This window comes from Streptomyces sp. NPDC093109, assembly GCF_040701725.1.
Taxonomy (GTDB): domain Bacteria; phylum Actinomycetota; class Actinomycetes; order Streptomycetales; family Streptomycetaceae; genus Streptomyces.
This window is the reverse complement of record NZ_JBFBEZ010000027.1, coordinates 83,737-95,479: the sequence shown is the minus strand read 5'-3', so window position 1 is coordinate 95,479 and position 11,743 is coordinate 83,737. Positions and strand designations below refer to the sequence as shown.

Sequence of the window (11,743 nt, the reverse complement as noted above, 5' to 3'; positions counted from 1 at the left end):
CGCACCATCCACGTCCGCGACACCAAAGACATCCACCTCCCCCACCTCGACTTCAACCCCACCGCCTGGGACGACTTCATCACGCACACGTCGAAGGGATAGCCCACATGCCTGCGGAGCAAGCCACCTGGTTGAAGAGCAGCTACAGCACCAACGACGGCCCTTCCTGCGTCGAGGTCGCCGCCACCTCCCGCACCATCCACGTCCGCGACACCAAAGACATCCACCTCCCCCACCTCGACTTCAACCCCACCGCCTGGGACGACTTCATCACGCACACGTCGAGGAGCTGAGCCGTCGTGAACTACCCGAACCCCGACGCCCGCTCCGCCGCCAACCGCGTGGCCGTGGCCCTGGCCTCGCTCTGGCTCGCCTGGGTGATGCTGTCCCATGTGGGCATCCGGAACGGGTGGAGCAGCATTGGCGGCAGCGTGGACGGCTTCACCGTCTGGGACTGGCTGCTCCTCCTGTGGCTGGTGGTACTCCGGCCGACTCTCAACCGTCGGCTTACCCCACGGCTGGTGCTGCCCGGGGAGGACCTCCGGCCCCCGGGGTTCGGCTGGCGGGCCCTGGCGTTTCTCGGCGTCCTGGGGACGACTCTGCTCACCCTCGTGGTCACCGTCCCTCTCTTCGGCCTGATCTTCAGGGAAGGTAACTGGGCCGACTGGACCTCCGGTTTCGGGCGCTTCCTCACCGACTCCGCGTTCGTCGTTCCGATGGCCCTGATCGCCGCGTTCCTCTTCCTGTCACCGGTGATCTGGCCCTCGGAAGCGTGGGCGAGGCGGGCCCGGGTCCGTCTCTCGGGCGGCCGTCCGGGCGGGAGGCGGCGTAGCGTACGGGCCTGAGCTACGCGGTCACGTCCAGCTCCCGCTCCCCCACCGTCTGGCCGCCGCTCAGCTCTCCCGTCGGCCGGAAGCCGAGCCCCAGGTAGAAGCCCTCGGGGCCGTCCTCGCCCGGCTCCCAGGTGGTGGTGAACCGGGTGCCGCCCCGGCGGGCGATCTCGGCGGCCACGGCCTCGACCGCGAAGCGGCCGTAGCCACGGCCCTGTTCACCGGCCGCGATGTTGAGGCGCCAGAGGCCCGAGCGGATGTCCGTGCCCGTACCGTCGCCCTTGAAGTCGATGTCGAGGAACGCCATCAGGAAGCCGACCGGCCGGTCGCCGTCCACGATCAGGCGCGGCCAGGCCACCCCGGGGTGTACGTACGCCTCGGCCAGCGACTTCACTACCGGCGCGACGAACCGCTCCTGATCGGGGTGGACCCGCACGCCGAGCGCGGCATCGAGGTTGGCGGGGGTGATCTTCTCCAGCCGGGGTGCGTTCGTCATGTGCGGAAACGTAGTTCCACGGATCGACCGTACGCAAAGAGTTTCGGTCGGTCGACTCCCCTACGGGGCATCCTCATCCGGCATCCGGGTTCTCCCGGACTTCCGTCAGGGTCGGTGCCGTCCTCGCTGAGGATCCGCCGGAGCCGTGAGATCGCCAGGATGAACGAGTTCGGATCCCGTCACCGGAGGAGCGCCACCGTGAACTCACGCCCGTTGGAACGCCGTACGTTGCTCGCCGCGGCCTCGGCTGTCGTCGCCCTGGGAGTGTCCGCCGGGACCGCTGGGGCTGCCGGGGCTGCCGGGGCTGCGGGGCCCGCGGGGACCGCCCGGGCCTCCGGTCCCACTCGGCCGGAGCATCCGCAGGCCGCGGCGCTGCGGGCCGCGCTCGACGGGCTGCCGGACGGTGAGGCGACGAGCGCGGTCGTCCGGGCCGGTGGAAGCGACGGGTGGTGGGAGGGGAGCGCCGGGGTGCGGGAGGTGCGTCGGCGGAGTCCGGCCCTCGCGGACGGCCGGTTCCGGGCCGGATCGGTGACGAAGGTCGTGACGGCCTCCTTGGTGCTGCGGCTCGTCGCCGAGGGCGCGCTCGACCTCGGCCGGCCGGTGCAGCGTTATCTGCCCGGGCTGCTGCCCCCGGAGTTCGAACCCGTCTCCGTACGGCAGTTGCTCAACCACACCAGTGGGATTCAGGCGGGTGACGGCTTCGGCGAGGCGTGGGAGGAGCTGTACGCGCACCGCTTCGACACGCTGAGGCCCGAGGACGTGGTGGCCTCGGGGATGGCGAAGGGGCCCGAGTTCCAGCCCGGCGAGCAGCAGCACTATCTGAACGTCAACTACACGGTCCTCGCGATGCTGGTCGAGAAGGTGACCGGGCGGCCGTTCGCGGAGGGGGCGGCCCGGTACGTTCTCCGGCCCGCCGGTATGCGGCACACGTCGTTCCCGGGCACCGATCCGCGCATTCACGGCCCCCACAACCGGGGGTACCAGCTGGTCGACGGCGAGCGGGTGGACGTGACCGACTGGAACGTGTGCGACCGGTGGGCGGCCGGGGACATGATCTCGACGATCGACGATCTGGAACGGCTCCTGACCGCGCTCTTCCGCGGCAGGGTCGTACCGCGCCCGCAGCTGCGGGAGATGTTCACGCTCCCCGAGGGGCTTACGGGGGCCACCAAGTCCGCCGGGCTCGAACGGTTCGAGGTCCACGGCCGTGAGGTGTGGGGCAAGTCGGGCGCGCGCCCCGGCTACAACACCGCCATCGTCGCCACACGTGATCTCGCCCGGACGGTCGTCTACTCGGTGACCGGAACCGACGCGCACGCCAACGGTCTGCCCGTAGCGCTGCGTTTCGGCTTTCCGGCGTTTCGCCAGGAGTAGCGCGTCAGCAGGCCGGGACCTTCCCGTCCTGCTCGTCCTTCCCGCCCTGCTCGCTCTGCTTCCCCAGCGCCTTCAGCGCCGCGACCGCGCCCTTGAGCGTGGTCACCGGGATCAGCCGCATCCCCTTCGGCAGCTCGCTCTTCGCGTCCGAGCACTCCGCCTTCGGTACGAGGAAGACCGTCGCCCCGTCGCGGCCCGCCGCCTGGGTCTTGAGGGCGACGCCGCCGACGGCGCCGACCTCGCCGTCCGCCGTGATCGTGCCCGTACCGGCGACGTTGCGACCGCCGGTGAGGTCGCCGCCCGTGCCGTCGCCGTCGAGCTTGTCGACGATGCCGAGCGCGAAGAGGAGGCCGGCGCTGGGGCCGCCGACGTCGGAGAGGTGGAGGCTGACGTCGACGTTCCGCGGGTTCTTGCCGAGGTAGCCGAGGGCGGCGCTGGTCGCGGAGTCCTGCGACTGGACCATGTCGTGGACGTTGTGCTGCCGGATCTCCTTGTCGGACTTGCCCGACGGGTAGACCGCCTCGCGCGGGAGCACGGCGCGGTCCGTACGGAACCAGCCCGTGACCACATCGCCGAAGTCGACCTTCGTGGACGGTCCCGTCGCCTCGATGGTCGTCATCCGCAGCTGGCCCGTGGTCTTACGGGTGGGCGTGCCGCTGATGGTGATGATCTGCCGGCCCTGGTTCGCGCCGAGGACGTTCGCCGTCATGCCCGGCTGCGCCACGGCGTACGGCAGCGGCGCCACCCCGACGACGGCGAACAGCGCGACAATCGGAACGGCGCAGAGCGCGAGGGCGCCGGGGCGCGTGAGGCGAGAGAACACATGGTCAATCTATCGGTCGTGCTGTGCGCGGTGCGCAAGGGCGGATACGCGGGTACGCGGGTACGGGTGGGGCTGACGGTGATGGGCGGCAGGGCGGGCGGCGGGTGGGCGGCAGGCGGGCGGCAGGTGGCCGGTACGGCCGCCCCCGAGCCGCCCCCGGGCCGCCCCGCGTCACCCGTGGCCGCGAGGCCACCCCGTACCGCCCGGCGAACCGTTTCAGCGCAGCGCGTCCGCGACCTCCCGCGCCGCGTCCAGCACCCGCGGACCCACCCGTTCCGGTACGGCGTCCGCCAGCATCACCACGCCGACGCTGCCCTCGATCCCGGTCACCCCGATCAGCGCCGCCGCCGCCCCGCTCGCGCCCGCCTCCAGCTCGCCGGCGGTCAGGGTGCAGATCGGCTCGGTCTGGGCGTGGGCGTTCTGCCGGGCCGCGAGTATGGCCCGGCCCGCCGCGCCGCGTTCGAGCGGGTGCCGGAATCCGGTGCGGTAGGCGACGTGGTAGTCGGTCCAGGTCGGTTCGACGACCGCGACGGCCAGCGCCTCCGCCCCGTCGACGAGCGTCAGATGGGCGGTGGCGCCGATGTCCTCGGCGAGCGAGCGCAGCGCGGGCAGCGCGGCCTCCCGTACGAGGGGATGCACCTGCCTGCTCAGCCGCAGCACGCCGAGCCCCACCCGGGCCCGGCCGCCCAGGTCACGGCGGACGAGGGCGTGCTGTTCGAGGGTGGCGAGCAACCGGTAGACGACGGTCCGGTTGACCCCCAGCCGGTTGGACAGCTCGGTCACGGTCAGCCCGTGATCGGTGTCGGCGAGCAGTTTGAGGACCCGCAGCCCTCGGTCGAGCGTCTGGGAAGTCTCCGCGGTCACGACGCCCTCTCCTTCGGAGTTGAGAATTCGGAGTGAGTGACGACGGCACTCTCACCATCTGCGACACCGGTCCCGCCGGTGACACACGGAGAGGCCACCGGTGGCCTGACGCCACCGGATGCGCTACGCGGCGGAGTTGCCACGGAGCGTTTACGTTGCGGGGACATTAACCACTGGACTCCGCTCAGCGGAAGCCCCGGTCCAGAATCCGGGCACAGGAGGCGACCGGCCGATAACGGAACGGAGTTGATCTTCCCCGTGCGGGCGTATTGGCCGACCGGCCGAACATGCCTCACAAAACGGCCGGTTCAGGGGTTTATTTCGCCGATGTCGTGACATGGCTGTGGCTGCCGCCCGGATGGACAGCAGCCACAGTCACGCCAGAGTCATATGCGCCATACATGCACGGTTACGATGGGTGATATTCCGCCGCGTATATCTTTACCTGGCGCCGCATCCATCTCCACGATCTCATCGCAGGGGCGGACGCGTTCCGGTCACTCAGCGCACCCAGTCACCCAGCTCACCCAGCTCACCCAGCGAGGCAACGCACTCAGCGCATCCGGGTCGCCCACTCCCCCACCTTCGCGATCCGCTCCCGCAGCTGCCCCGCCGTCGCCTCCGCGCTCGGCGGCCCGCCGCACACCCGGCGCAGCTCGGTGTGGATCACGCCGTGCGGCTTGCCGCTCTGGTGGACGTACGCGCCGACCATCGTGTTGAGCTGCTTGCGCAGCCCGAGCAGCTCCTTGTGGGAGACCACGGGCCGCTTCTCGGCGGGCAGCTCCAGCAGGTCCGCCTCCGCGTCCGGCTTCTTGCGGCTGTGCGCGATCTGGCGTGCCTGCCGCTTCTGGAGCAGCATCTGCACCTGGTCCGGTTCCAGCAGGCCGGGGATGCCGAGATAGTCCTGCTCCTCCTCGCTGCCGGGGTGCGCCTGCATGCCGAAGGCAGCGCCGTCGTACATGACCCGGTCGAAGACGGCGTCGGACTCCAGCGCCTCGAACGCGAACTGCTCCTGCTCGCCGGTGTCCTCGTCCTGGAGCTTCTCGGCCTCCGCCATCTCCTTCTCGGACTCGGCGTAGGGGTCGTCCTCGCCCTTCTTCGGCTTGTCGAGGACGTGGTCGCGCTCGACCTCCATCTCGGAGGCGAAGCCGAGCAGACCGGGGATCGTCGGCAGGAAGACGGACGCGGTCTCGCCGCGCCGCCTGGACCGTACGAAACGGCCCACGGCCTGCGCGAAGAAGAGCGGGGTGGAGATGGTCGTGGCGTACACGCCGACGGCGAGGCGCGGTACGTCGACGCCTTCCGACACCATGCGGACGGCGACCATCCAGCGGTCGTCGTTCGCGCTGAACTCGTCGATCCGTTTCGACGCGCCGGTGTCGTCGGAGAGGACGACGGTCGCCTTGGTGCCGGTGATCTCCCGGATGATCTTGGCGTAGGCGCGGGCCGAGTCCTGGTCGCTGGCGATGACAAGGGCGCCGGCGTCGGGGATGCCCTTGCGGACCTCGGTGAGGCGCCGGTCGGCGGCGCGCAGCACGTTGGGCATCCAGTCGCCGCGCGGGTCGAGCGCGGTGCGCCAGGCCTGCGAGATGGCGTCCTTGGTCATCGGCTCGCCGAGCTTGGCGGCGATCTCGTCACCGGCCTTGGTGCGCCAGCGCATGTTGCCGCTGTAGCTGAGGAAGATGACGGGCCGGACGACGCCGTCGCCGAGCGCGTTGCCGTAGCCGTACGTGTAGTCGGCGGAGGAGCGGCGGATGCCGTCGTTGCCCTCCTCGTACGCGACGAACGGGATGGGGTTGGTGTCGGACCGGAACGGTGTCCCGGTCAGCGCGAGCCGCCGGGTCGCCGGCTCGAACGCCTCCAGGCAGGCCTCGCCCCAGGACTTGGAGTCACCGGCGTGGTGGATCTCGTCGAGGATGACCAGGGTCTTGCGCTGCTCGCACCGGTTGCGGTGCAGCATGGGCCGTACCCCGACGCCGGCGTAGGTGATGGCGACGCCGTCGTACTCCTTGCTCACCGGTCCCGCGCTGTACTCCGGGTCCAACTTGATGCCTATCCGCGCGGCGGCCTCGGCCCACTGCTTCTTCAGGTGCTCGGTGGGCGCGACGACGGTCACCTGCTGCACGACATGGTGGTGCAGCAGCCAGGAGGCCAGGGTCAGCGCGAAGGTCGTCTTCCCGGCGCCGGGCGTCGCGACGGCGAGGAAGTCGCGCGGCTGCGTCTCCAGATATCTGCCGAGGGCGTTCTCCTGCCAGGCGCGCAGCTTGTTGGCGGTGCCCCAGGGGGCGCGGCCGGGGAACGCGGGTGAGAGGTGATGGGAGGAGGGGGAGGAGGCGGTAGTAGTCACGGTCTCCGGTTCGGGCGCTCGGGGTCGGCACGCGTGGCGGGGCCGCGAGGGCGGGGACCGCGCGTACGAGGACCGGGCCACCCTACCCGCGCGGCGGCCCGGTGCTTGTATGAACGGTGGGGTGCGCGGACAGGTGGGACGGGCGCCACACCGGCGCCGGCTCAGCGCGCGAAGCGCGGAAGCAGCTCAGCGATCTTCGGCATCTCCAGCTCGCCCTGGCAGACACTCAGCACGAACCGTTCCGCTTCGTCGACGTCGAAGTCGGGTCCCAGCGGATGCCCGTTCAGGTGGAGAAAGACCCAGGTGGCATACCAGGCGATGCGCTTGTTGCCGTCCACGAGCGCGTGATTGCGCGCCAGTGATTCCATCAGGGCCGCGGCCTTCTGCCATACGTCCGGGTAGGCGTCCTGGCCGAACACGCTCGCCTGCGGGCGCGAGAGGGCGGAGTCGAGCAGCCCATAATCACGCACCTCGTCGGTGCCGAGATTTTTAGCGAGGCCGAGAATCTCCGGCAGCGTCAAGTAGTACATCAGGCGAGCCTCCGGTTCAGCTCCTCACTCGCTCTCAGCACGTGGGCCGCCGCCTCGTTGAAGAGGCGGGCGCGCTCGTTTATGGCGGTCATGACCGCGTCGTGCGCGAACGACTGCATGCTGCGTCCTTCCGCCTCAGCTCGCTGACGCAGTGAGTCCAGCTCTTCTTCGGTGAACCTCAGATTCAGACCAGCCATAACCCCACGGTACCAGGCGGTACCACGTGAGGCCACCGAGTTGTCAGCGCACAGGCACCCGTACCCGCAGCGCCACCCACACCCCCGCCAGGGCCACCGCCGCCATCGGGAGGAAGACCGCCACGAAGGCCGCCGGGTGGGAGCCCGTGGCCGTGGCCGAGGCGGTCGCGTCGGCGGCGGCGTGGCCGACCGCGCCGCCGCCCAGGGCGGCGAAGGCCGTGCCGCCCGCGGCCAGCAGGAGGACGTTCGACAGACCGTCGGACATCTGGAGCGCCGCCGAGTTCACGCCCGCCTCCTCCGGCGCGGAGAGCTTGAACAGCAGCACGCTCGTCGAGGCGAGCACCGCGCCCATGCCGAGACAGCCAACGCCCCAGGCGACCGCCACGACCCAGACCGGGACGGATTCGATCAGTACGGTCGGAGCGACGGCGATCGCCAGCGCGACCAGGACCATGCCGCCCGCCATCAGCGGCTCACGGTACGGTTCAAGGCGCGGCCGGGACTGGAGATACGAGCCCAGCGCCCACGTCGCGCCGCCCGCCGCCAGCGAGAACCCGGCCATGGTCGGGGAGAGGCCGCGCTGGGTGACGAGCATGAGCGGCACGAAGCTCTCGGCCGCGATGAACGACCCCGCCGCGACACCCCGGAGCAGCACCACGGACGGCAGCCCGCGCGCCGCGCGCCAGGTCCCCGTCGGCAGCAGCCCGAGCACGGCCGGCACGAGGAACCCGACCCCGGCCGCCGCCGGTACGAGCGAGAACCAGCGCGGCTCCTGGCCCGCGTACTGGAGCAGCGCCGCGCCCAGCGAGATCGAGAGCGCGAGCCGGATCCGGCGCGCGTCGAACGCGGGCGCGGGCCCCGAGGGGTCGGCCGGCCCCGACGCCGTCCGCCGTATCGCGGGCAGCGCGAGTGCCAGCGGCGGGAGGACGAGCACGGGGATGCCGATGAACACCCAGCGCCAGCCGAGGTGCTCGGTGACCGTCCCGGCGGCGAGCGGCCCGACCACGGACGGGATCACCCAGCTCGCGGCGAACGCGGCCATGATCGCCGGCCGCAGCCGCTCCGGATACGCGCGGCTCACGACGACGTACAGCGCGACGATCACCAGCCCGCCGCCGAGCCCCTGCACGGCCCGGCCGAGGATGAACAGCAGCATCGTCGACGCGGTGCCCGAGACCAGCAGCCCGGCGGCGAACGCGCTGATCCCGGCGGCGAGCGGCGCCAGCGGCCCGCTGCGGTCGGCCCACTGCCCGGACAGGACCATCGCGAAGAGGCTGGTGGTGAAGTACGCGGAGAACGCGAACGCGTACATCGACACGCCGTGCAGCTCCCGCGCGGCCACCGGCATCGCCGTACCGACGGCGGTCGCCTCGAAGGCGATCAGCAGCACGACGGAGACGATGCCGATGCTGAGCGCCCGGTGCTCGGGCCCGAGAACACCGTGTTCGGGTGCGGGTGCTGGCGCTGGCGCTGGTGCGGATATGGGTGCGGGTGCGACGGCGGCGTCGCGCGGGTCCGGGGCGGTCATTGCCTCAGCGTAAGGGGCTTGCCCCTGTTTGGGCCCTGTCGCGGGATGTATCCACCCTGGTCCCTTGGTCGTACGCCGTTCATGAACGGCGTATGGCAGTCGCGTTGCACGCTGCCCGGGACCCTTGAGCGGGACGGGCCGGGCGGCCTACCTTCGAGGAAGCAAGGGAAGAGCAGGACAGCAGGAACAGCAGCAACGCCCGGCCGTGTGCCCGAGTGGTTCAGGGGCTCGATTGCAAATCGAGTTACGTGGGTTCGATTCCCGCCACGGCCTCCACAAACAGAGCGGCCCGTCCCCGCAGGGACGGGCCGCTCCGCGTGAGCATGGTGACGAGTTCCCTCTCGAACGCCGTCGACGCGGCGGAGCCGCACTGCCTGGCCCGCGTGGCCCGCCCCCGCCCCCGCACCGCCCGCGCTCGCTGGCCACGGTCGGCATCGGTGAGCCGAGAAGGCACGGAGTTACGGCGCCGCCACCGCCGCCTGTGGCCGGATCGGGAGCCGGCTGATCGGTCGCCCGGTGGCCGCGCGTACGGCCGAGGCGACCGCCGCCGGGGAGGTCACGACCGGTGCCGCGCTCGCCGGCTTCGCGCCGAAGGGCGCCACCACGTCGCGCTCCTCGATGAGCTGGACGATCCGGATGTCCGGCGCGTCCAGGGAGGTCGGCAGCGCGTAGCCGGTGAGGTCGGGCCGGCGGATCACGCCTCGGTTGGTGCGCAGGTTCTCGGTGAGGGCCGTACCGATGCCCTGGGTGACGCCCGCCTCGATCCGGGTGGCGAGCTGGGCCGGGTTGAGGACGCGGCCGACGTCCTGCGCCACGGCCATCTCCACCACCCGTACCGCGCCCAGCTCGATGTCGACGTCCACGACCGCGCGGATCGCGCAGAACGCCATCCCCACGAAGGCATCGCCCTGCCCCGAGGCGTCGAGGGGCTCGGTGGGGTGCGGGCGGCACTGGGCGGTGGCCCAGAGTTCCTTGCCGTCCATGGCCTCGGTGACGGTGGTGGAGAGCACCCCGTCGTACGAGGTGATCTTGCCGTCGGTGATCTGGAGCAGCTCGGTCGACATCCCGAACTTGTGCGCCAGCGGCTGGAGCAGCTGCGTACGGACCATCTTCGCCGCCCGCTCGACCGCGCCGCCCGAGACCCAGGTGTGGCGTCCGTGGGCGGCCGGGCCCGCCGGGGGCTGGTCGGTGTCGACGGAGGCCACATGGACCTCCTCGATACCGAGGGTCTCCTGGACGATCTGCCGGGCGAGGGTGGCGAAGCCCTGTCCGGTCTCGACGGCCGCGCAGATGACCGTGGCGATGCCGTCGTGGACCTTGACGGTGGCGGTGGATACCTCGTCGGCCCCCTCCGCGCCCAGCATGTGGACCATGCCCAGCGCGTAGCCGACCCCGCGCCGTACCGCGCCGGGCTCGCCCGCGCCCTCGGGGCCGCCGGGCAGCAGCCAGGCCGCCTCGGGGGTGTCCTTGGGGAGCGGCGGCAGCGGGTACTCCCGTACGGCGGTGAGGAGTTCGGCCACCGGGGCCGGGCAGGTCACGGTCTGTCCCGTGGGCAGGATGTCGCCGGTGGCGAGGACGTTACGGAGCCGGAGTTCGGCCGGGTCGACCCCGATCTTGGCGGCCAGCTTGTCCATCTGGCCCTCGTACGCGGCGCAGACCTGCATGGCGCCCTCGCCCCTGACGTGGCCGGAGGGCGGGTTGTTGGTGCGGACGGCCCAGCCCTCGATGAACGCGTGCGGGACGACGTACGGGCCGCAGGCGAAGGCGACGGCCGCCGCGAGGGACTCGGACGAGGCATCGGCGTAGGCGCCCGCGTCCAGCAGGATCTGCGCCTCGACCTTGACGAGCCGGCCCTCGGTGTCCGCGTGGTGGCGGTAGCGGAGCAGGGTGGGGTGGCGGTGGGCGTGGCCGAGGAAGGACTCCTCGCGGGTCGCGGCGAGTTTGACCGGGCAGCCGGTGCGCAGGGCGAGCAGGCCGAGCGGGATCTGGAAGCCCGGGTCCTCGCGGTCGCCGGTGGCGCCGGGGACGCCGGTGACGACGACCTTGACCATCTCGGGGGCGAGCCCGAAGCAGGCGGCGGCCAGGTCGCGGTCGGTGTGCGGGTCGGTGGAGGCGGTGTAGATCTCGACGCCGCCGTCGGGTCTCGGCACGGCGAGGCCGGCCTCGGCGCCGATGGGGGCCGGGTCCTGGCGGCCGATGCGGTAGAGCCCCTCGACGATGACCTCACCGGTGACCGTGGCGTCGCCGTAGCTGAGCGGGATGTGCCGGATCAGATTGCCGTCGGGGTGCAGCGGTTCGGCGGCGAACGCCTTCTCCGGGTCGGTGACCGGGTCGAGGACCTCGTACTCGACGGTGATCGCGGCGGCGGCCATCCGGGCGGTGTCGGGGTGGTCGGCGGCGACGGCGGCGATGGCCTCGCCGTGGTGGCGCACGACGTCGGCGGCGAAGACGGGACGGTCGACGACGCGCCGGCCGTAGGCGGTGTCGCCGGGGACGTCGTCATGGGTGATGACGGCCCGTACGCCGGGCATCTCGGCGGCGCCGGAGGTGTCGATGGCGACGATCCGGGCGTGCGGGTGCGGGGAGCGCAGGATGGCCGCCCACAGCAGCCCCTCGGCCCACAGGTCGGCGGCGTACGGGAAGGTGCCCTCGGTCTTCGCGCGCGCGTCGGCCGGGGGGAGGGACGCACCGAGGCCGTGCGCGGGCGGCTCCTGCTGGGGGCCGTCGAGCGCGGTGACCCCGGTGGCCACGTCG

At 71.7% G+C, this 11,743-nt stretch carries 12 protein-coding genes and 1 tRNA gene; 5 read left to right on the top strand and 8 right to left on the bottom strand.

Annotation, left to right across the window (positions count from 1 at the left end):
* The first annotated feature begins 6 nt into the window (after positions 1-6).
* The 3 genes from AB0389_RS24895 to AB0389_RS24885 are packed head-to-tail and all read left to right on the top strand — an operon-like array spanning position 7 to position 845.
* Positions 7-102, top strand: coding sequence for a DUF397 domain-containing protein (locus AB0389_RS24895; protein WP_366397727.1), 96 nt, complete (start codon positions 7-9; stop codon positions 100-102).
* A gap of 5 nt (positions 103-107) precedes the next feature.
* Entirely contained in the window at positions 108-293 is a 186-nt protein-coding gene (locus AB0389_RS24890; RefSeq protein WP_366397689.1) for a DUF397 domain-containing protein, read from the top strand.
* Between the two features lie 6 nt (positions 294-299).
* Positions 300-845 carry a hypothetical protein gene (locus AB0389_RS24885; protein WP_366397688.1) on the top strand — a complete coding sequence of 182 codons (546 nt, stop codon included), beginning with the start codon at positions 300-302 and terminating at the stop codon, positions 843-845.
* Position 846: 1 nt separating this feature from the next.
* Here AB0389_RS24885 and AB0389_RS24880 read toward each other — a convergent pair whose 3' ends face one another.
* On the bottom strand, positions 847-1,326 hold the full coding sequence (locus AB0389_RS24880) for a GNAT family N-acetyltransferase (protein ID WP_366397687.1): 480 nt from the start codon (positions 1,324-1,326) through the stop codon (positions 847-849).
* A 198-nt stretch (positions 1,327-1,524) separates the two neighbouring features.
* Here AB0389_RS24880 and AB0389_RS24875 point away from each other — a divergent pair, with 198 nt between their 5' ends.
* The gene (locus AB0389_RS24875; protein WP_366397686.1) at positions 1,525-2,700 is read left to right on the top strand and encodes a serine hydrolase domain-containing protein; all 1,176 of its coding nucleotides are present in this window, start codon (positions 1,525-1,527) and stop codon (positions 2,698-2,700) included.
* Positions 2,701-2,704: 4 nt separating this feature from the next.
* Here the strand turns inward: AB0389_RS24875 and AB0389_RS24870 are convergent, their stop codons facing one another.
* From AB0389_RS24870 to AB0389_RS24845, 6 genes are all read right to left on the bottom strand, one after another.
* Positions 2,705-3,523, bottom strand: coding sequence for a S16 family serine protease (locus AB0389_RS24870; RefSeq protein WP_366397685.1), 819 nt, complete (start codon positions 3,521-3,523; stop codon positions 2,705-2,707).
* 216 nt (positions 3,524-3,739) lie between these two features.
* The gene (locus AB0389_RS24865) at positions 3,740-4,387 is read right to left on the bottom strand and encodes a helix-turn-helix domain-containing protein (RefSeq protein ID WP_366397684.1); all 648 of its coding nucleotides are present in this window, start codon (positions 4,385-4,387) and stop codon (positions 3,740-3,742) included.
* A 553-nt stretch (positions 4,388-4,940) separates the two neighbouring features.
* Positions 4,941-6,734, bottom strand: a complete 1,794-nt coding sequence (locus AB0389_RS24860; RefSeq protein ID WP_366397683.1) for a DEAD/DEAH box helicase — start codon at positions 6,732-6,734, stop codon at positions 4,941-4,943.
* 161 nt (positions 6,735-6,895) lie between these two features.
* Positions 6,896-7,264, bottom strand: a complete 369-nt coding sequence (locus AB0389_RS24855) for a Fic family protein (RefSeq protein ID WP_366397682.1) — start codon at positions 7,262-7,264, stop codon at positions 6,896-6,898.
* On the bottom strand, positions 7,264-7,461 hold the full coding sequence (locus AB0389_RS24850; RefSeq protein WP_366397681.1) for an Arc family DNA-binding protein: 198 nt from the start codon (positions 7,459-7,461) through the stop codon (positions 7,264-7,266). The genes AB0389_RS24855 and AB0389_RS24850 overlap by 1 nt, the downstream gene beginning before the upstream one ends.
* Positions 7,462-7,504: 43 nt before the next feature.
* Positions 7,505-8,989 carry an MFS transporter gene (locus AB0389_RS24845; RefSeq protein WP_366397680.1) on the bottom strand — a complete coding sequence of 495 codons (1,485 nt, stop codon included), beginning with the start codon at positions 8,987-8,989 and terminating at the stop codon, positions 7,505-7,507.
* A gap of 201 nt (positions 8,990-9,190) precedes the next feature.
* On the opposite strand from AB0389_RS24845, the gene AB0389_RS24840 reads away from it, so the two are divergent.
* A tRNA-Cys gene (locus AB0389_RS24840) sits at positions 9,191-9,265 on the top strand.
* Between the two features lie 182 nt (positions 9,266-9,447).
* Here the strand turns inward: AB0389_RS24840 and AB0389_RS24835 are convergent.
* Complete coding sequence (locus tag AB0389_RS24835) at positions 9,448-11,739, bottom strand: molybdopterin cofactor-binding domain-containing protein (protein ID WP_366397726.1); 2,292 nt, start codon at positions 11,737-11,739, stop codon at positions 9,448-9,450.
* Positions 11,740-11,743 lie beyond the last annotated feature (4 nt).